A 20,502-nucleotide genomic window follows, 5' to 3' on the forward strand; every position below is an offset into this window, starting at 1 on the left:
TCGCTCGCCAAGCAAGAAGATTTTGCCGGTGGGCTGACAATCGCCCGATCGGAAGCCGTGGCGGTTCGGAAGGCTGGCTTGCGCGCCGGCAGATGGCCCGGCGTGTCGGTAGAAGCGGAGAAAAACGGACGATGCAGAGGAGTTGGAGGCAGAGATTTCACCTGCCCGCCGTCATCGGCACGATACCGATGATTCTCGTTGCGGTCGGCGTGTTCGTGATCGGTATCGGCTTCTCGGTGCTCTGGTCTTTCACCAGTTCCAAGCTCTTCCCAACCTACGACTTCGTCGGCCTGGCGCAATACAGGCGCCTTTGGGCCGACAGCCGCTGGTTGGTCTCGGTCAACAACATCTGGTTCTTCGGCCTGATGTCCATCAGCTGCAACATGGTGTTCGGCTATCTGCTCGCCGTTTTCATGGACCAGCGCATCCGCCAGGAAGACCTGTTCCGCTCGATCTTCCTCTATCCCTTCGCCATGTCGCTGATCGTCACCGGCCTCGTCTGGCAATGGGTGCTCGATCCCAATCTCGGCCTGCAGGCGGCAATGCGCAATCTGGGCTGGTCGAGCTTCAGCTTCGCCCCTCTGGTTGACGCCAACACCGCGATCTACGCGCTGGTCGTGGCGGGCATCTGGCAGGGCTCGGGCGTGACGATGGCGATCTTGCTTGCCGGCCTACGCGGCGTCGACGAGGAAATCTGGAAAGCGGCGAGGGTCGACGGCATCCCGACATGGCGCACGCATCTGTCGATCGTCGCGCCGATGATGAAGGGCGCCTTCGCCACCGCCTTCGTTCTGCAATGTGTCGGCGTGGTGCGCGTCTATGATCTGGTCATTGCCATGACCGGCGGCGGTCCCGGCATCGCCACCTCGATGCCGGCAGTCTACGTCATCCAGCTCATCACCGTGCGCCAGAATGTCGGCCAGGGCATGGCTGCGGCAACGATGATGCTGCTGCCGGTGCTGGTCGTGCTGGGTTTCAGCGGACTTGTCCTGTGGCGGCGAAATCGCCGGCAGGAGGCGCGCGTATGACCGCCGGCCAGATCACCGCAAATCAACCCGGCCAGGACGCGTTGGAACAGGCCGGCGTGGCGCCCTTCGGGCCGAAACCGCGGCGCGTATCGCCTGGCCGTATCGGCATCTACGTCTTCCTGGTCATTGCTGCTCTCTTCTTCCTCATCCCGGTCTACATCATGATCGTCACATCGCTGAAGGGGATGCCGGAGATCAGGCTGGGACATCTTTTCAGCCTTCCGGCCGAGCCGACCTTTCAGCCCTGGGCCGACGCATGGCTCCATGCCTGCACCGGCCGCGACTGCAACGGCCTGAGCCCCGGCTTCTACAATTCGCTGAAGATCACCGTGCCGAGCGTGATGATCTCGATCATCTGCGCTTCGATCAACGGTTACGCGCTGACCTTCTGGCCATACAAGGGCGCCAATCTGCTGTTCGGCTTGCTCGTCTTCGGTGCCTTCGTGCCTTATCAGGTCGTCATCTATCCGCTGATCATCGGACTGAGTTCGGTCGGGTTGTTCGCGACCCTTCCCGGCATCATCATCATTCATACGATCTTCGGCATGCCCATCCTGACGCTGCTGTTCCGCAATTTCTACGCGGCATTGCCGGTCGAGCTGTTCAAGGCGGCGCGGGTCGACGGTGCCGGGTTCTGGCGCATCTTCTTCTCCATCATGCTGCCGATGTCGGTGCCGATCACCGTCGTCGCCGTCATCCTGCAAGTCACCGGCATCTGGAACGACTTCCTGTTCGGCATCGTGTTCGCCGGCCGGTCCAACTGGCCGATGACTGTGCAGCTCAACAACATCGTCAACACCACGACCGGCGTGAGAGAATACAATGTCAACATGGCGGCCACCATTCTGACGGCGGCGGTACCTCTGATCATCTACTTCGTTTCCGGACGATGGTTCGTGCGCGGCATCGCCGCCGGCGCGGTGAAAGGCTGATGGATATGGCGCAAAACGGTACCAGCGTATCGATCCAGGACCTGTCGCTGAATTTCGGCGCGGTGTCGGTTCTAAAGACGCTCAATCTCGATGTCGCCGAAGGCGAGTTCGTCGTGCTTCTAGGCCCCTCCGGCTGCGGCAAGTCGACCTTGCTCAACTGCGTGGCCGGCCTGCTCGATATCTCTGAAGGTCGCATCTTCATCAAGGGCAAGAACGTCACCTGGGAAGAGCCGAAGGATCGTGGCATCGGCATGGTGTTCCAGTCCTACGCGCTCTATCCGCAGATGACGGTGGAAAAGAACCTGTCCTTCGGCCTGCGTGTCGCAGGCCTGCCCAAGGAGGAAATCGCCAAACGCATCGCGCGCGCCGCGGAGATCCTGCAGATCGAGCCGCTGTTGCAGCGCAAGCCCTCGGCGCTTTCCGGCGGCCAGCGCCAGCGCGTGGCGATCGGGCGGGCGCTGGTGCGCGATGTCGACGTCTTCCTGTTCGACGAGCCGCTGTCCAACCTCGATGCCAAATTGCGCTCGGAGCTGCGCGTCGAGATCAAGCTGCTGCATCGCAAACTGCAGAACACCATGATCTATGTCACCCACGACCAGATCGAGGCGATGACGCTCGCCGACCGCATCGCGGTGATGAAGGGCGGCGTCATCCAGCAGCTCGACGCGCCGCAGACCATCTACAACCGCCCGGTCAACCGCTTCGTCGCCGGCTTCCTCGGTTCGCCGGCGATGAACTTCATCGACGGCAGGCTGGAGAAGGACAAGGGCGACTGGCACTTCGTCGTCGAGGATGTGCGCATCCCGCTCGCGACCTACGCCTTCGAGAAGGAACCGGTGCCGGGGCCGGCCGTATTCGGCATGCGCCCCGAGCATGTCGCCTTCAACAGCGGCACCGGCTGGCCGTTTACGGCTGACGCAAATGTCGAAGTCGTCGAACCGATGGGCTCCGACACGCTGGTCTGGCTGAAGCTCGGCAAGCAGAATTTCACCGTCCGGGTGACATCGGAGCGCACGCCCAGGAATGCGGATGCGGTGAGCATCGGCTTCGATCCGATGCGGGCCTCGCTTTTCGATGCCCAAACCGGCAACCGCCTCTAATTTTCCCCCAGGATCCACCCCCAAGAGATCCATCCCCCAAGAGACCCACCCACAAGCAGAACGGACAAAGACGATGAACTGGTCATTCCAACTTTACAGCGCCCGCAACTTCCAGCCCTGGGAAGGCGTGCTCGCCACACTCGGCAAGCTCGGCTACACGCAAGTCGAAGGCTTCGGTGGCGTCTATGAAAATCCCAAAGCCTTCCGCGCCGAACTCGACAAGAACGGCCTTTCGATGCCGACCGGGCATTTCTCCATCGATGCGCTGGAAAAGGATTTCGACGGCGTGCGCAGAACAGCCGAAGCGCTCGGCATCAAGCTTCTGATCTGCCCCTATCTGATGGCCGAGGACAGGCCGTCCGATGCCGCCGGCTGGCGCGGCTTCGGCGAACGCCTGGCCAAGGTTGGCGAGGTGGCCTCGAAGGCCGGCTACGGCTTTGCCTGGCACAACCACGATTTCGAGTTCAAGGCACTCGCCGACGGTTCGGTGCCGCAGGATCACATCCTGTCTGCCGCCCCCGCTATCGGTTGGGAGATGGACCTCGCCTGGGTGGTGCGCGGTGGCGCCGATCCGCTGCCCTGGATCGAAAAGCATGGCAAGCGCATCGTCGCCGTGCATGTGAAGGACATCGCCAGGCCGGGCGAAGGACTGGATGAGGATGGCTGGTCGGATGTCGGCCACGGCACGATCGACTGGGCCGGCCTGATCAAACTGTTGCGGGCCAAGAGCGCGGCAAAGTACTTTGTCATGGAACAGGACAATCCCAACGACATCGAGCGCTTCGCCCGCCGCTCGCTCGCATCCGTCAAGGCTTACTAGGAACAATCATCATGGCAAAGAAGCTGGGTACTGGGAAGCTGGGTATTGGCGTCATCGGCTGCGGCAACATCTCGAAAGCGTATTTCTCGCTGGCGCCGCTGTTTCGCGGCATCGAGATGCGCGCCTGCGCCGACATCAACATGGACGCGGCCAGGGCGCGGGCGAAGGAATTCAAGCTGCGCGCCGAGACCGTCGACGACCTGCTCAAGGCCGACGACATCGACATTATCGTCAACCTGACGATACCGGCGGTGCATTACGAGGTGTCGAAACGGGTGCTCGACGCCGGCAAGCACGTCTATTCGGAAAAGCCGTTCGTGCTGTCACTCAAGGAGGGCCAGGACCTCAAGGCGCGGGCCGAGAAGAAGGGGCTGCGCATCGGTTCGGCGCCCGACACCTTCCTCGGCGGCGCGCACCAACTGGTGCGTGAGCTGATCGACGAGGGCAAGCTCGGCAAGATCACCAGCGGCACCTGCCATGTCATGGGCCACGGCATGGAGCACTGGCACCCCAATCCGGATTTCTTCTTCCAGCCGGGCGCCGGGCCGGTGCTCGATATCGGGCCGTACTACATCACCAATCTGATCCAGCTGATCGGGCCGGTGAAGCAGGTGGCGGCTTTCGCGACAACCCCTGCCAAGGAGCGGACGATTTCATCGAAACCGCGCGCGGGCGAAAAGATCCCGGTCAACACGCCGACCACCATCCACGGGTTGCTCGAGTTCGAGAACGGCGCCGTGGTGACGCTCAACACCAGCTGGGATGTCTGGGCTCACGGCCACGCACCGATGGAACTCTACGGCGAGGCGGGCACGGTGTTCGTGCCGGATCCGAATTTCTTCGGCGGCGACGTGCGCTTCACCGAAGAGGGCAAGCCGGTCAAGAAACTGCCGAAATGGAAGCATCCGCTTGGCGTGCCGAATGAGATGCACGGCCAGGGCATGATGGCCAATTACCGCACATCAGGCCTCGCCGACATGGCGCTGGCGATCGTCGAGGGGCGGCCGCACCGCTGTTCGATGGAACTGGCGCTGCATGCCGTCGATGTCATGACCGGCATCCTGCGCTCCGGCGAGACAGGAAAATTCGTCGCCATGCAGACCACTTGCGAGCGGCCGGCCGCGCTTGGCGTCAAGGCGGCCAAGGAACTGCTGGCCAAGAAAAAGTAAGCCGCAAGGATTATCGATAATTTTTCAAATCTCCCTCTCCCCGTTTCGCCGGGGAGGGGGTAAGGAGAGGGCGAGCATCGATTCAATCGTTCCTTCCGGCGATCCCCGCGCCGCCTGATCCCCAAGGATTTCCCATGCCCTACATCGCCGCCGAAAACCGCTACGAAAAAATGATCTACAACCGTTGCGGACGGTCCGGCCTCAAGCTGCCGGCGATCTCGCTTGGGCTGTGGCACAATTTCGGCAATGACACGCCGCACAAGACCAAGCAGGCGATCGCCCGCAAGGCCTTCGATCTCGGTATCACCCATTTCGACCTCGCCAACAATTACGGGCCGCCTTCCGGCTCGGCCGAGACCGCTTTCGGCGAAATCCTGCGCACCGATTTTGCCGGATATCGCGATGAGCTGATCATCTCGACCAAGGCTGGCTACGAGATGTGGGCGGGGCCCTATGGCGAATGGGGCGGGCGCAAATACATGCTGGCCAGTCTCGATCAGAGCCTGAAGCGGATGGGGCTCGACTATGTCGACATCTTCTACTCGCACCGCTTCGATCCCGACACCCCGCTGGAAGAAACGATGGGCGCGCTCGACCATGCGGTGCGCTCGGGCAAGGCGCTCTATGCCGGCATCTCGTCCTACAATTCGCAGCGCACCCGCGAGGCCGCCGATATATTGAAGCAGCTCGGCACACCCTGCGTCATCCACCAGCCGAGCTATTCTATGCTGAACCGCTGGGTCGAGGAGGACGGTCTGCTCGATACGCTGGAGGGACTCGGCGTCGGTTCCATCGTGTTCTCGCCGCTGGCGCAAGGCATGCTGACCGACAAATATCTCGGCGGCATCCCCGAAGGCAGCCGCGCCTCGCAGGGCAAGTCGCTGAAGTCGGCCTTCATCAACGACCGCACCATCACCAACATCAAGGCGCTCAACGCCATTGCCGGCAAGCGTGGGCAGACGCTGGCGCAGATGGCGCTGGCCTGGGTGCTGCGCAAGGGCAAGGTGACGTCGGCGCTGATCGGCGCCAGCCGGCCGGAGCAGATCGAGGACTGCGTCGGTGCACTGAAGGTGCTCGACTTCAGCGATGCCGAATTGGCCGAGATCGACAGCTACGCGCGCGAATCCGACATCAATCTGTGGGCGGCCTCTGCCGAGCGCAAAGGCCCGCCGAGGAAATAGGGTTGTCCGACAAGCCGGCAACAAACGGTGAGGGTCTCCCTCGCCGTTTGTTGTCAGATGGCGCGAGGGAGTGGAGCGTACCCACTTGGTCGTGGCCGGACGTTTATTTCGTCAGATGGCCCGCTCCACGAGGATGCAGGGCAACATTGGCCCGGGGCCAATGCGCAGTTCGATCCGCCTCACCGCCCTGAAGCCCAAGGCGACATAGAAACCTTCCGCGTTGAGGCTGGCCTGGCATTCGAAACGGCGCACGCCGAACGACCGGGCATCTTCCTCGCAACGCCGGTACAGTTCTCGTCCTATCCCTCGACGCAACCACTCGGGATGTGTGGCGAAATGCCTGATATGCGCGAGTTCTGGCGTCACCTCGCAGCCTCCTGGCAGTTCCCGGGACCAACCGCCGCAGCCGACGGCAAGGTCATCGTCATCCACCGCGATATAGTAGGTGCCGGAAGAAAGCAGTGCCGGGTTCGCGCGCGTGATCAGAGGCAGCGCGGCTTCGAGAGTGGCCTGATCGTAGGCCGTGCGCATCGAGCCGGGGTAGGAAGCGAGCAGCAACTCGCTTACCCCGGCTTCGTCCTGCGGTGTGGCGCGCCTGACGGTGAAGGTGGCAGACACACGCTTTTCCCGGGATCGCGCCGGCGTCAGGGCGTTTTGGGCTTCTGGGCGGTGCCAAGCCCGGCCTTCGGCTTTTCCGGCGCCGGAGCAGGGGTCTTCATCTTCGCCTCGATCCAGCCGCCGTAATTGGCCAGCCGCGTGTAGATGCCATAGGCGTCCTTGTGGCCGCAGGCCGCGCTGCCGTCGGCCGGACCTTCGCCCCAGCTGACGACGCCGACCTGGACCGGGCCGCCGGCGCCGGTGATGAACAGCGGACCGCCGCTGTCGCCATTGCAGGCATCACGCACGCCGCTGGTGGTGCCGGCGCAGATCATGTTGCTGGTCAGCGGGTCGGTCATGTCGGCGGCGATCGCGTTCGCGGCGGCATCGATGCCCTTTTCCGAATAGCGCATGCGGTGAGACAGATCGCCAAGCGCTGCCTTCAGATCATGCGCATAGATGGCCTTGATGCCGCTGTTGCAGGCGCTGTTCGGCTGCAGATCGAGGTCGGCGACCATCAGCGTCGTCGGGAACGTCCCGTCCTGCATCTTGCCCCAGCCGGTGACGGTGGTCTTGCCGGTGTCGGGGGTCGCCTCGCGGGTAAGCTTGATGGTCGGCGCATCGGCCGGTTCGGCAAGCCGGAGCAGGCCAAGGTCGTTGTCGAGCGTCTGTTCGCTGTAGCCCTCGTTGACGATGACCTCCAGCACCTTGTGACGCTTGCCTTCGCTGAGGTCGGTGGCGCCGGTCAGCACGGTGACCGCATCAGGCGAGATCGGCTTGCCCTTGTCGTTGAGGCAGTGCGCCGCCGTCAGCACCCATTGCGGCGCGATCAGGCTGCCGCCGCAGAATTGTGCATTGGCCTGCGAGGCCGGGTTCTCGTCCAGCCTGGCGGTGGTGAGCAGCGCGACCTGGAAAGGATAGGCGCCCTTTTCGGCCTGGTTGCCGCCATAGACCCGGTCGGCGCCATCAGGGTTCTCCGCCGCTGCCTTGGCCCTGGCCTCGGTCACCCGCTGCATCGGCGAGACCGCCGCTTCTGGCCGCGCGGTGCTTTCATCCGCCAGGCCTGTGTTGATTGAAGTAACGGCAGCGGCAATGCCAAGCAGCGATGCGGCAACGATTGGCCCGAACCGATTTTTGATGTGCACCTGAACCTCCTGAGACAATTCTCCCGCGCAGATCAACGCCGGGCATTTGTGCAAGGAAGCGCTGCCGGTTCGGCGATCCGCACGCGTGCCGTGTCGAAACGGCGCGCGATCGGTCACAAAACCGAATCCCACTTTTGCTAACCGTGCCCGCGAGCAGAACCCGCACAAAACCCTATAGCCCCCCACGGGCTACGTGGAAGCGATTTGTCATTGCCAATCTAGGATTATTTTAGGCAGTATGTCGCGATAGGGTCTTTTGGCGGGGGCTTAGATTGACCGTGGCAAACAACGAACCGGTGCGTGCGCCGATTGCCTTAACCATTTTTCCGGTACCACCACGATCTCGACAATATTTCTGTATTTTGATCCAGTCCTTGCTGACTTTTGGGAGAGTCTCACCATGACAAAACTGACAAACGCACTTATTGCGTCTGCATTGCTTTCCACTGCAATGTGGACGGTCCCGGTCTTCGCCGCCGACCCTGGTTCCGCCAGTGCCGGTAGTGGCGAAAGCATGCGGGACGTTACTTCAGGCGACTTCAAGGCCGGTCGGGCAAAACCGATCACGACACCGAAGCTTACCGACGAAGACAATCGCGCCGCGCCGCTCACCGACGAGAAGACGGCTGTGAAATCCTATGGCATCGTCGGGCGTTCCGCCGATGGCAAGGTGATCAAGATCGAGCCGAGCGAAGCGCTGCGCGAGCTCATCATCAAGGAACTGAATGCGCCGGCCAATGGGGCTGAAGGTGGGCCGCGCAAGACCGAGGATCCCGGGCTCGGCGAAGGCGAAGCCGGCCGCCAGGTTTTCGGCACCGACGATCGCGAGCAGGTCAAGAACACCAAGACCTATCCGTTCTCGGCAATAGGCTATCTCGAAGCCAAGTCGAAGACCGGCTACGGCAGCTGCTCGGCAACCCTGATCGGCCCGCGCACCGTGCTCACCGCGGCGCACTGCCTCTACAGCCATGAGGACAAGGACTGGTTGTCCGACTATCTGTTCGTGCCGGGCCTCAACGGCAGCACTGCCGATGACGCACCGTTCGGCGCCTTCACCTATGAAAGCGCCTATGTGTTGCAGGGGTTCATCGACAACTACCAGGGCTATTATGGTTCGGTCATCCCGTGGGATCTCGGCATCGTCACGCTGAAGCAGGATGTCGGCACCAACCTTGGCTGGCTGGGCTATGCCAACTATGACGATCTCGGCGACTTCACCGCCAATCTCGTCGGCTATCCCGGCGATAAGCCGATGGGCACGATGTGGAAGGCAAGCTGCGAAGTGCATGCCGAAAACATCGCTCCGGAATATTTCCAGTATGACTGCGATACGTTCCCGGGGTCGAGCGGCAGCTCGGTCTATGCCTACGACAACAACTCCAAGCAGCGCATCATCACCGGCGTCAACGTGGCGGAAAGCCCCGAGGCGAACACCGCCGTGCGCCTGAATGCCGCAAACGTGCAGTGGATCAACAGCCTGTATAAATAACGCTCGTACAAGCAGTTACAAAAAAGGCGGCGGAGCAATCCCGCCGCCTTTTTTCGTGCCGATCCTTCCGCACGGCTTCCCTTGCACGAGGCCCGTGCCCCGACTACGCTTGGCTTGCCAAGGGGGCGAGGCATCCAAGGGGCTCAAGGGATGGCGCGGGCAAGGGTAGTGTTCGGGGTCGCGGCCGCATCGATGCTGGCCACGTTGATGCTTTCGACGGCTTTCGCCGATCCCGCCCCTGTCGGCGGCGCCTGGGCGGAGCGCGTGCAGATCCTCTATCGGGCCGACACACGCTCCGTGCTGCGCAGGACCGTGCGTGTCTGGGACTTTCATCCCGAGAAAAACCTCGACTTCGTCTGGGAGCCGGCGGCGGGCCAGTCGCCCGACAAGACGATCGCGCAGGATGGCACGATCAACGGCAAGGGCAGGCTGGTGTGGCGGGTGCGCGGCTCGGCGAGCTATGATCCGAAGACCGTCTATTCCAGCTATTTCGGCGATGTCAGGAACGGCCGGCCCGGTGGGCAAGGCCGGCTCGAGCTGCGCTCTGGGGAAGTGTTCGATGGCCATTGGTTAGCCGGAGAACTCAACGGCAAGGGCATGCATATCGATGCCGACGGCAATCGCTATGAAGGCCAATTCGTTGACGGCATCCCGAATGGCCAGGGCCGGTTGCTGTCGAATACAGGCGAGATCTTCGCCGGCTCCTTTGTCGGCGGGCTGAAGAACGGCAAGGGCCAGACCCGGCTTGCCGGCGGCACGGTCTATGAATCGCAATGGGTGATGGGCAAGGAGGTCGGCGGTTCGCGTCCCGACGTCCTAGCCGATGCCAGGGTCGGCGGCCTGCTCAAGGCGCAGGCCGGCGGCGGCGATGCCGACAAGGTCGAGATCGGCGTCATTGTCGACCAGCGCATGACCCAGCAGGCCGACATGAAATACCAGCATCTGGTGCGCGACGAGGACGTGGCGATCTATCCGGAGGAGAACCTCTACAATGACGCCTGGAACGGCACCGGAACGGTCAACACCACCAATGTCTATGACGGTCCGGATTGGGAAAACACGCCGGCCTTTGCCGAGGTCGACCTGAAGACGACGGACGAGTCCAGGGTCAAGCTCGAAAGTCTGGAAATGAAGGTCGCTGCCAGCGACGCCTACCGTAAACCGATGCTGTCGATCTCGGAGCATTTTGGCTGCATCGGCTTCCGGCCGGATTTCTCTGTTCTCAACAATGGCTGGGGCGACGCCAAGGACATGAAGATGTCGATCCAGTTCACCACGGTGGATGAGGAAGGCAATCCGACCGGCCAGCCAAGCCGCATGTTCACCAAGGACATCGGCGGTTTCGGCGATGGCGTCGACGTGTCGATCAAGAGCGTGCTCGACGAGGCCGGCGTCGATACGGCGAGCCTGGAAACGGGGCGTTTTCCCTGTCCGTCGGTCGACAGTCTCAACGTCTGCCGCAGCCAGCTCACCAACAAGATCAAGTTCGGTGAGGTCGGCGACTATCTTGGCAATTTCAATCAGGCGATGACGCTGAATGCAATCGGCAAGTTAGACTATTCCTGGGCCGACGATCAGGGCAATGTCTACCAGCAGAGCGAGCCGTTTCGCGCTCAGATGACCATGGCGGTCTTCGAGACGCCTGAACCGATGGCCGAATGCGGCGATGGCGGTGGCGGCAACCCCGAAGCCATGCGCTACCAGAACATCGAATTCCCGATCGGCAAACACGACTACACGATCGCCATGCCGGTGCGCGGCAACAAGAATGTCAGCGCCTACACGGCGCGGCTGAAAATGTGGTCGGCGATGTCGTCGATCCACAGTTTCAGCATCGCCGCGCATTTTGCCGACGGCAGCGTGCGCGAGAGCAAGCCGGTGACCTTCTTCTATTTCCGGCCGAAGCAGTCGCTGTTCGAGACCAAGACCGAGCCTGCGGCGTGCTATCTGCCGCGGCAGATGATCGGCTGCGGCTAGTTACTTCCGGCCCATCTCGAAATAGTTGGGCAGCGGGATGAGCCTGACGAAGATCGTGCCCTGGGCGAAGACGCGCAGTTCCAGCATCGATCCGGACGAGCGCTCGGCGCTCTGGTCGAACAGGAAATTGCCGAGCGAATAGACCTCCGCCACATCGCCGCCGGCAAGCGGGACGATCGCCTCGCTCGACACATGCGGATGGCCACCGACAATGGCCGAGACACCGCGCAGCCGCATCTCGTCGGCAAGCATGTCTTCGCGCGCGGATGGTTCGGTCTTGTACTCGCGGCCCCAATGGACGAAGGCGACCACCGGCCGCTCGGCATTTTCGTGCAGCAGCCGGTCGAGCAAGGCAGGAGTGAGCAGGTCGGTGTTCTTCGAGCCGTTGGTGTCGATGTCGGTCAAGCCGACCAGGTCGAGATCGTCCAGTGCCAGCGTCTCGCCCTGACCGAAATGCGGGATGCGGGCCTCGCCCAGCGCGCGCAGCGTTTCGGCATAGCCTGATGGACCGAGATCATAGGCGTGGTTGTTGGCGAGGCTGACGCCGGCGACATGCAGCCGCTTCAGCATGCTGGCCGCGAGATCTTCCGGCATGGCCAGCGTCATGTCGTCGATCGCTTCCGGCACGTTGGGCAGGATGACGCCCTCGAGATTGACGATCAGCGGCCGCGATCCGGTCAGCGCCAGGATGCTGTCGACGATCTTGTCGGCAACACCGTCGCGGACCAAAATCTTCTTCATGGCACGGCCGAAATTCACGTCGCCGGCGAGATAGTAGATCCTGTCCTTTGGCCGCGCCGGGTTGTTGAAGCCGGGGCCGAAGGCGCCGAATAGCGCCACGACATAGCTGGTGGTGCGCTCGACGTAGTCGGACGTGTGTTCCTGCGAATTCTCATTGGCGACGACCAGCGGCTGGGCGCCGAACAATTCACGCTGCAGCCTGGTCTGGACGTAGAGCGCGCCGACGGAATCGGCATGGTCGGGCTGGCGCAGGGCCGCGATGCCGTCGAGCGAGCTTGCGGCCAGCATGTTCAGCGTCTGCTGGTCGAAACGCCTGGAATCATGCTGCGGCAGATAGTGCGAGAAGTCGGTGGATTCGACGATCAGCGTGTCGCGGTCGACGATCGGTTTGAGCGCCTCCGCCAGCCTGTCCCAGTCGCCGCGCTTCGCCTTCACCGACATTGCCACCGGCACGATCTTCGCCTCCGGGAAATAATAGTGGAGGAACGGCAGCATGGCGCGCACGCCATGCTCCTTGTCGAACAGGCAGGAGTCTTCGACCATGTCGCCATGTGTCTCCAGAAGGCGCACCGCATCGCTGTCGCCGGCCACCGGGCCAAGCACGGTGTCGAAGCCGCGCGTCGTGGTGGCGTAGAGCTTGTGCGTCTTGTGGAAATGGTCCGGCGACAGGATGACGATGCGCTTGTAACGGAAGCCGGAGGCTGCCCGGAAGCCGAGTGCCACGAGGTCGGCGGCCAGCAGATGATGTGGCACGGTGATGCCGGTCAGCCGCTGGTTGGATAGCGGGACACTGGCGGCATTGGCGATGGCGTTCTTGAACAAAGTGGCGTCGTCGTAGAAGGGCGGGAAGTTTTCGGTGCCGGGCGGGCAGACGACAGGGGCGGCGAAGGCGTGGAAGGGAAGGGTAAAGAAGAGGAAAAATGCTGCTGCGATACCCAGCCACGATCGCGCGAGGCGCCCCCCCTCTGTCCTGCCGGACATCTCCCCCTCCAGGGGGGAGATTAGTCTCTTCGTCGCCGGTTGATCGTTTGAGACGTTGAAGATTTGCGAAGTCGAATATGACAGCCAATCTCCCCCCTTGAGGGGGAGATGTCCGGCAGGACAGAGGGGGGTGGCTTGGCGCAGCCCCCTCACGGCTCGGCCAACACAATATTTTCCACGCCGCCGACATAGTAGAACGGCTTCTGCTTCGACGCGGTCAGCCGCTCCACTTCGCGCGAGATGAAATCGGCGAGCCCGAACAGCGTGACGCCGCCATCGGAAGTCCGCGCCTTGCCGCGCAGGCCTTCGAGGATCGAATAGGTGAAGACGCCGTGGCCGAGCTCCGGCAGTTCGGCGGCGGTGTTGTTGGCGGCGGTCGCCGAGAACACGACGATGCGCGCGTCCTGCGCGTCCTTTTCCAGGCGCGGATTGAAGGCATTGGCGGCATGGCAGGTGTCGAGCAGCATGAAGCGCATGCCCTTGGCCCGCTCGACCGATTTCTGGATGTCACCCCAGTCGACAAGCGAGGAGCGCTTCCAGCGATCGGCATCCTGTTTGCGGCCATCGGTCGGGATGAAATAGTAGTCCTCGTCGATGTTGATGCCATGGCCGGCAACGAAAATGATGGTGGTGTCGTGCTCGCCTGGTCTGTCGAGGAAATCGGCAAGCTGGTCGTCGATCGTGTGCGAGTCCGGCTCCATGATGTTATCGGCGCTGGCAACCGTGTAGGTCTGCTGCGCCTTGTCGGGGCTCTCGTCGAGCGCCTCGCGGTTGACCAGCACCAGCGTCTCCATCGAGGAGAACAAAGGCGCCGATTTCTGCGCGATCACTTTGAGGAATTCGGTGGCATCATCGACGGGGTAGCGCAGGTCGCAGGCGTGGCCGGAGCAGGCGTCGGTCAGGAACGGATATTTGTCGACACCGATGACAGCGACATAGAGCTTGCCCTTGGCCTCGGCCTTTTCGACCTTCCTTGCCAGCGCCGTCACGCTGCGCTCGGTCAGATAGCCATACTCGTTGGTGCCGGTGATACGGATGGTGTTTTCGCCATTCTCGACCGGGATCTCGACGATGGTCTTGTTGCCGTCCGCCGAACGCGTGGCAATGTCGCCGACATTGCGGCTGTTCGACAAGATCGAGAAGCCGGCGACATCGGTGCCGGCCTCCTTGGCGCCTGTGATCTCCACGGCGACATAACCGTCACGGACCTTGCTCTGGTCGTCGGCCAGCCGGATGTCGAATTCCGGCGGCTTGCGCTGCAATAGCTTCTGCAACTCGTCGTCGACGCCCGGCCGCATCTCCTTGACCGCCTGCTTGGCGCTGCGCAGGATGATGGCGCGGCGCACCATTTCCGGGCTCCAGAGGTATTTCTTCAACTGGCCGGCGCGGATGAAACGGCCTTCATGATCGCGGCCCTGGTTGACCTGCCAGCCGATCAGCTTGTCGCCCTCGTCCGAGGAATAATAATAGCCCTGCGGCATCCAGGCGATCCATTGCGAGCCGGCAAAGAACATCGACACGATCAGCTCGTGCGTCTTCAGGTTCCACAGCCTCAGCGTCTGGTCGGCACTACCGGTGACCAGCAGGCCGGCTTTCTCCGAGGCGACCATGGCGTTGATTTCGCCGGCATGGCCGATGAATTCGCCGGAAACCCTGGCGGTCGCGGCCTTGTATTCCAGCAACGTGCCGTCACTGCCGCCGGTGATCAGGCCAAGTCCGTTGTCGATCAGCGTGAAGGCGGAATGGACGAAGCCGTTGGTGGCGTCGTTTTCGATCGAGCGCACCATTTTGCCGCCATTGGCAATCTCCAGCACCGCGTTTTCCAGCGCATCCTTGCCACCCGCCGTGGCGTGTAGCGACCACTGGCCGTCGGCAAGTGCTGCGCGTGCAAACGAGCCGGGCTCGGTCAGGGGCTGCGGGTCGTCGAAGAACCGCTCGGTGGTGGGCAGTTCCAGCGTCTTGTCCAGCGCGCCCAGCTGTTCCGGGCAAGCCACGCGCTCCGGGCAGGGGTTGGCATTGCCCCAGGCGATGATGCCGTTCGCCGGATCGACGCCGACAGCGGTCACCGGCTCTCCCACACCTTGCAGCAAGGCCCTGCGTTGCCCGGTTGCCGGGTCCCAGACCTGGATGGCGTTGCGGGTGCCGCCGGCGGTCGCCACCAGCGAGCCGTCGGCATTGGCGGCACTGGCATAGACGGTGCCGTCGTGGCCGCTGTAGTCGAGCAGCTTCTCGCCGCTGTCGGTATTCCAGACGGTGGAGCGATGCTTGTCGGCGCAGCGATAGCCGCATGAGGCGACCAGAAACGACCCCTTGGCGAAGGTCAGCGAGCCGATGAGGAAATCCTGCTTCGGCAAGGCACGCACGAGCGTGCCGTCGGCCGCGCGCCAGAGCTGGACCTGGCCGTCCTTGCTGCCGGTGGCGAACAGGCTGCCATCCTGCGAGGCCGCTAGCGCCATGACGCTGATGTCCCGCAATGGCTCGGCTTCAGCCGGCAAGGCGATCTCCTCGCCCTTGGTGACGTCCCACAGCCGGATGCCGTTGTCGGTCGTCGTTGCCGCCAGTCGGGTTCCTCCTGCGGCGAAGGCCAGCTTGTCGATGTGCCAGGAATCAGCATCGAGCTTCTTGTCCAGCGTCCAGCCAGACGTGGCCTTGTCGTCCTGTTTCCAGAGATAGACGACGCCGTCGGCACCGCCGGCGGCAAGCGTCTTTCCGTTGGGAGAGAAGGCGAGGTCATAGGTTGCGTAGTCGGCGGCCTTGAGCACGGCCTTGATCTTGCCGGTGGCGAAGTCGAACAGCCTGATATCGCCATAGGGCGGCTTGTCGCCGAGACCAGCGCCGAAATAGCCGCCGGCGGCGATCGTCTTGCCGTCCGGCGAGACCGCGACCGCGAAGATCTTGCCGTCGTTGCCATAGCCGAGATAGCCGCGGATGGTGCGCAGCGTCACGCCGCTCTGCCAGTCCCAGATGCGGATGGTCTTGTCATCGGATGCCGAGACCAGATCCTCGCCATCAGGTGTGAAAGCGAGGTCGGCAATCCGTGCGGTATGGCCGCCAGTGTCAAGGTCGAGATGGAAATCCGGGGCGTCCTCGGCGCGGACGGCCGAGGCCGTGACCAAAGCTCCAGCCATGGCCAGCCACCTGCAGGCACGCATGAGGCGGAAGCTGACCCGGACTTGTCTCATCGCTATTTGGCTTCGGCCGCCGGTTGCCCGTTGCGCACATAGGCCTCGATCGCCGTGGCAAAAGTCGGCGAACCGGCCTTGCGCTGCTTGTCGACATAGCCGGCAAAATAGCTCCAGAACGAGACGGCATAGTCGCGGAAATAGGCATCGGTGACCTTGCGCGAACACAGGTTGCCGTCGACGCAGAAGGACAAGCGGTTGAGGAAATAGACGATGCGGTCGAAATTCTCGTTGAAGTCGGCGAGCGGCATGTCGCCACCGGAGGCGGTCATCGCCTCGATGCCGATGCGCTGACGGAACACCTGTTCCTCGGTCGGCGAAGGATTGGCGCTGAGCAGATTGTCGTATTTGGCATTGAGGGCAGCGAGACGATCCTTCAGCGCCCGCTGCGCCTGCTGGTAGTCCTTGGTTTCCCAGAGCTCGACCAGCGACATGGTCTGCTCGACGCGCTTCTGCTCCTGGTTGGCGAGGAACTGGTAGACCGAGAATGCCAGGGTGAAGATGATGGCGAAACGCACCAGCAAGCCCGACCAGGCATAGACCAGCATGCGCCAGTCGCGATCGGTGAAGGGATTGCTCTCCTTCTTGATCTCGTGGCTGCTTGGCCAGGGGAAACCTTCCGTGGTTTCCGGCAGCGTCTGCTTCGCCGCCGGCACCTTGGCGGGCGCGGCCATCCGTGTCTGCTTTGTCGTGCCCCCCGGCTTCTTCATTTGCAGTTGTCCAGTTCGATGGTGGCGGAGGGATCAAGCACGATGCCCGGCGTCTCCAGCTGCTTCTTTAGGCACTGCAGTTGCGGGCGCGAGACCATGAACTGCACGTCCGGTTCCGCAGGCGCCTTTGTCGGTGACGGCAATGCCTCGACGATGCCGCGCGAGGCACAGCTCGAGAGATCGACCACGACAGCGTTGCTTTTGCTTTTGGCGATCTGGTCGTACTGATCGAGAAAACAGGTCGCCAGTTCCGAGTTGGTGACGATCTGCTTGACGCACAGGCCGCAAGCGTCCTCTGCCGAAGCGTTGGCGACCAGCAACAGGCTGCCGGCCAAGCCGGCCACCGCCACGCGCCAGGAAAACACGGAATTCTTCACAATCGATCCTATCTGCTTCGTCCAGCCGACATGCGCCATGGCGGCCGGGAATGTTCTCATATCGCGCCAATCGCGCAAGAGCCGGCGCAACAGGGCCGTGCGGCCCTGGCACCGGAACTCAGGCGCGCGGCACCGTCTCCATCGGGAAGATCATCACCGCGCCCTTCGGGCCGCTCTTGTCGGCAAGCCGCATCACCGAGCGGGTCGGCGGTGCCGCGCCGATATCGGCGAGCATGTCGGAGAAACTGGCGGGGCCGAGGCCGCGGGTCATCGAGGCGACGCCGTCCTGCGCCAGGAAGCTCAGATCCTCCTTCTCGCTCTCCGGCGGCGCCTCGGTCAGCACCGCGATCATCCGTTCCATGCCGAAGCTGGTGTCGGTGAAGGCGAGCAGCCCTTCCTCCAGCGTGGCTTGCGGGGCAAGACGCTCGGCAACGATGTGGGTGATCGAATAGTCGCTGCCGACATAGAGCACGTTGATGTCGACCAGCTGGTCCGAACTGTTCTTGGCCAGCACATGCACTTCGTCGCCCGGCGAGACGCGCGGCACCGCGGAAGCCTGCAGCGGTTCAAGGCCATCCTTGTCGCGGCGCTTGACCTGGAACTGCACGTCGACATCCTCGGGCTTGTAGTCGGAGGCCGCTGCCAGCCGCGACAGGCCCGTGGCGCGGAAGATGGTGCGCAAATTCCTGGCCGTTGCGTCGACCAGCTTCTGGCGATCGTCCGGATGGATGATGATCAGCGGCGGCTTGCTGCCGTCCTTCAGGGTCACGTCGCCCGATGCCGGCAGGAACCACAGCGCTGGTTTGTCGGTGGCGTCCCCGGCCGCGCCTTCAATGGCATTCTCGCGCATCACCGCGAAGCGCAGTTCGGCGCTCTTGCCGGGATCGACCAGCTCGATGTTGAAGCCAGTCTCCTTGGCCGCGGCCAGTTCGTCGAGAACCGAATTGACGAGTTCGGCTTCCTTCTCCAATCCCTTGGTCGCGGCCGGCCGCGCGACGGCGAGCTTGTAGTCGACGGCGATCTCCGCCACCCGCGCATAGGCGTTGGCGGGAATGTCGGTGAGCTTGAGCGCCGGCTTCTTCTCGAACTCGACCGGCTTGACGTGGCTCTCCAGGTTCTTGGCCGACTCCACTTCGAGATAGCCGACCGCGTCGGACAGCGACGACAGCGCCGAGGGCAGGATGGCGAGCCTGCTGCCCGGGGTGAGGCGATGCAGCAGGCCGGCGCCGATCGTCGCCTCGCCGTCCTTGACGACGATGGGCCACTGCATGACCGCGTCGGTCTTGTCGGTGCCGAAGACGCGCGCGTCGAGTTCGCCCTCGAACAGCGGCGTCGGCCGAGTACGGCTGTCTGCCGAATATTGCTGCAGCACGGCCTGGCCAAGCTGGCGATAGGTGACGTTGGGATTCTCGGCCAGTTTCGAAAGGATGGTGAAGGTGAACAGGCCGAAGCGCGGCGCGTCCGTCGTGCCCTTGGGCAGCGGCATCTCCGGTGTCGTTTCCACCGTCTGCGCGGCATAGAAGGCGACCAGCTTGCCCTTGGTGATCGGCTCGCCGCCAGTCGGCGTCAGGTTGAAGGCGGGTTTGCGCGCGCCATTCTCGTCGAGGCCGCGCGAGGCGCTTGCGACCGTGTCCTCATAGGTCTTGATGGCCGCCGCCCTGGCGGCCTCGTCGCCGCCGACCAGATCGGCGAACTCAACCTTGCGTTCCAGCTCGTCGTCGACCTCTACGGCGCGGGTCGCGGTGCCGGAATGGCAGCAGTCGAAGACGGCCCAGACAAAGGCGCCCTTGTTGCGGATGGCGTCGAGCGCGTCGCCGATCTCATTGTCGACCAGCGCGTTCGGCACCCCGGCGTCGCGGTTTATCCATTTCTCGATGTCGACCGGCAGGAAAATCTCGTCGAGCCCGTCGGTCTCGCCGCCCTTGACCATTTCAGGCTGCTGGGCGCCATGGCCGGATAGATGCAGATAGACGAAATCGTCACGCTGAACCTTGGCTGCCAGATCCGCCAACGCCGCCTTGATCGCCGCATGGGTCGGCAAGCCGTTGGCGCCGGGCACATCCTTGGCGAGCAGCGTGACGTTTTCGGGCGCGAAGCGTACCGGGTCGGGCACGTTCTTCAGCAGATACTCGTGCACCAGGCCGGCATCGTTCTTCGGCCCGATCAGCCAGTTCCTCTGCGGCAGGGCAGGATATTCGGTGCAGGCGACCAGCAGCGCATGATAGGTGCGCGATGCCGCCAGTGCCCGGAACGAGAGCGTACCGGCCGCCATCAGCGCCGACGTGCCGACAAGCAGCGTCCGGCGTGTCAATTTGATCATATCGCTTCCCCAAGCCCGATCGAATTTCCCAAGCGAAACCACCCTCGTCGAGGATTTTGTCAGTATTTTGAATGTCGCTCCGCCATCAACCCTGCCATCGTCAAATGTGCCGGCACGTCATCGATTGGCCCGGGACAACAACAGAAGAGTAGCAAAGACGACGGTTCGTCGCTATCTGATTGGGATCGGGCCGTTTGCACGGGCAAACAGCCTGGGAATGGCGCAGGACAAGTTGGAACAGAACCATGGCGGCAAGGGATGTGCTGACGAAAAACCAGGTGTGCGTGCTCGAGAAACTCGAGGCCGCCAGCGGACCGCTCAGCGCCTACACCTTGCTCGACCAGCTACGTGAACGCGGTTTCCGCGCGCCGCTGCAGGTTTATCGGGCACTCGACACGCTGGTAAAGTCGGGCTTCGTGCACCGGCTGGAAAGCATCAACTCCTTCGTCGCCTGCGCCGAGCCGCACGACCACAGCCATTCAATGACCGCCTTCGCCATCTGCGACACATGCGGACAAGTGACGGAGATGTCGGATCACGATGTCGACCACCGGCTGAATGAATGGGTCAGTTCGACCGGCTTCGCCGCCAAGAAGGCGGTGATCGAGTTTCGCGGCGTGTGTGCGAAGTGCAGGGCTGAGGCGGCCTAAGGTGTATTGATATTCAGGTGAGGCCGGCCTGCAAACGGCGGCTTCCTCCGCTTCCCCGTTCTACTGCGTCGCAGTAGAACTGAGCTCACGTACCCAAAAGTAC

Annotated in this window: 16 protein-coding genes; 9 read left to right on the forward strand and 7 right to left on the reverse strand. The window is 62.9% G+C overall.

What is annotated here, in order from left to right:
• The first annotated feature begins 131 nt into the window (after window positions 1-131).
• From JN279_RS10120 to mgrA, 6 genes are all read left to right on the forward strand, one after another.
• Window positions 132-1,028, forward strand: a complete 897-nt coding sequence (locus tag JN279_RS10120; RefSeq protein ID WP_096450314.1) for a carbohydrate ABC transporter permease — start codon at window positions 132-134, stop codon at window positions 1,026-1,028.
• Window positions 1,025-1,960, forward strand: coding sequence for a carbohydrate ABC transporter permease (locus tag JN279_RS10125; protein WP_202352660.1), 936 nt, complete (start codon window positions 1,025-1,027; stop codon window positions 1,958-1,960). Before JN279_RS10120 ends, JN279_RS10125 begins: the two co-directional genes overlap by 4 nt.
• Window positions 1,960-3,060, forward strand: coding sequence for an ABC transporter ATP-binding protein (locus JN279_RS10130; protein WP_202352661.1), 1,101 nt, complete (start codon window positions 1,960-1,962; stop codon window positions 3,058-3,060). The genes JN279_RS10125 and JN279_RS10130 overlap by 1 nt, the downstream gene beginning before the upstream one ends.
• A 73-nt stretch (window positions 3,061-3,133) precedes the next feature.
• On the forward strand, window positions 3,134-3,880 hold the full coding sequence (locus JN279_RS10135; RefSeq protein ID WP_183463215.1) for a sugar phosphate isomerase/epimerase family protein: 747 nt from the start codon (window positions 3,134-3,136) through the stop codon (window positions 3,878-3,880).
• 11 nt (window positions 3,881-3,891) lie between these two features.
• The gene (locus JN279_RS10140) at window positions 3,892-5,049 is read left to right on the forward strand and encodes a Gfo/Idh/MocA family protein (RefSeq protein WP_202352662.1); all 1,158 of its coding nucleotides are present in this window, start codon (window positions 3,892-3,894) and stop codon (window positions 5,047-5,049) included.
• Between the two features lie 134 nt (window positions 5,050-5,183).
• Entirely contained in the window at window positions 5,184-6,230 is a 1,047-nt protein-coding gene (gene mgrA, locus JN279_RS10145) for an L-glyceraldehyde 3-phosphate reductase (protein ID WP_202352663.1), read from the forward strand.
• Window positions 6,231-6,341: 111 nt separating this feature from the next.
• On the opposite strand, the gene JN279_RS10150 is transcribed toward mgrA, so the two are convergent.
• Together JN279_RS10150 and JN279_RS10155 are read right to left on the reverse strand one after the other, a co-directional pair.
• Complete coding sequence (locus JN279_RS10150; RefSeq protein ID WP_244734504.1) at window positions 6,342-6,848, reverse strand: GNAT family N-acetyltransferase; 507 nt, start codon at window positions 6,846-6,848, stop codon at window positions 6,342-6,344.
• A 26-nt stretch (window positions 6,849-6,874) separates the two neighbouring features.
• Window positions 6,875-7,972: a S1 family serine peptidase gene (locus JN279_RS10155; protein WP_096450302.1), complete on the reverse strand. Its 1,098-nt coding sequence runs from the start codon at window positions 7,970-7,972 to the stop codon at window positions 6,875-6,877.
• 400 nt (window positions 7,973-8,372) lie between these two features.
• Between JN279_RS10155 and JN279_RS10160 the strand changes: the two genes are divergently transcribed.
• Together JN279_RS10160 and JN279_RS10165 are read left to right on the forward strand one after the other, a co-directional pair.
• Window positions 8,373-9,461, forward strand: a complete 1,089-nt coding sequence (locus JN279_RS10160) for a trypsin-like serine peptidase (protein WP_202352664.1) — start codon at window positions 8,373-8,375, stop codon at window positions 9,459-9,461.
• A 150-nt stretch (window positions 9,462-9,611) separates the two neighbouring features.
• The gene (locus JN279_RS10165; protein WP_202352665.1) at window positions 9,612-11,438 is read left to right on the forward strand and encodes an MORN repeat-containing protein; all 1,827 of its coding nucleotides are present in this window, start codon (window positions 9,612-9,614) and stop codon (window positions 11,436-11,438) included.
• On the opposite strand, the gene amrB is transcribed toward JN279_RS10165, so the two are convergent.
• The 5 genes from amrB to JN279_RS10190 all read right to left on the reverse strand — a co-directional run bounded on the left by amrB (window position 11,439) and on the right by JN279_RS10190 (window position 19,749).
• Complete coding sequence (gene amrB, locus JN279_RS10170; protein WP_244734506.1) at window positions 11,439-13,160, reverse strand: AmmeMemoRadiSam system protein B; 1,722 nt, start codon at window positions 13,158-13,160, stop codon at window positions 11,439-11,441.
• 149 nt (window positions 13,161-13,309) lie between these two features.
• On the reverse strand, window positions 13,310-16,288 hold the full coding sequence (locus tag JN279_RS10175; RefSeq protein ID WP_244734508.1) for a caspase family protein: 2,979 nt from the start codon (window positions 16,286-16,288) through the stop codon (window positions 13,310-13,312).
• A gap of 56 nt (window positions 16,289-16,344) precedes the next feature.
• Window positions 16,345-17,052 carry a DUF4760 domain-containing protein gene (locus tag JN279_RS10180; protein WP_202352666.1) on the reverse strand — a complete coding sequence of 236 codons (708 nt, stop codon included), beginning with the start codon at window positions 17,050-17,052 and terminating at the stop codon, window positions 16,345-16,347.
• Window positions 17,049-17,489, reverse strand: a complete 441-nt coding sequence (locus JN279_RS10185) for a hypothetical protein (RefSeq protein ID WP_244734510.1) — start codon at window positions 17,487-17,489, stop codon at window positions 17,049-17,051. The genes JN279_RS10180 and JN279_RS10185 overlap by 4 nt, the downstream gene beginning before the upstream one ends.
• A 58-nt stretch (window positions 17,490-17,547) precedes the next feature.
• Window positions 17,548-19,749 (reverse strand): caspase family protein, encoded by a 2,202-nt coding sequence (locus tag JN279_RS10190; RefSeq protein ID WP_202352667.1) that lies wholly within the window; start codon window positions 19,747-19,749, stop codon window positions 17,548-17,550.
• Window positions 19,750-19,994: 245 nt separating this feature from the next.
• On the opposite strand from JN279_RS10190, the gene JN279_RS10195 reads away from it, so the two are divergent.
• Window positions 19,995-20,399, forward strand: a complete 405-nt coding sequence (locus JN279_RS10195) for a Fur family transcriptional regulator (protein WP_095199553.1) — start codon at window positions 19,995-19,997, stop codon at window positions 20,397-20,399.
• Window positions 20,400-20,502: the final 103 nt, after the last annotated feature.

The organism is Mesorhizobium sp. 113-1-2 (assembly GCF_016756475.1).
Lineage (GTDB): Bacteria > Pseudomonadota > Alphaproteobacteria > Rhizobiales > Rhizobiaceae > Mesorhizobium > Mesorhizobium loti_C.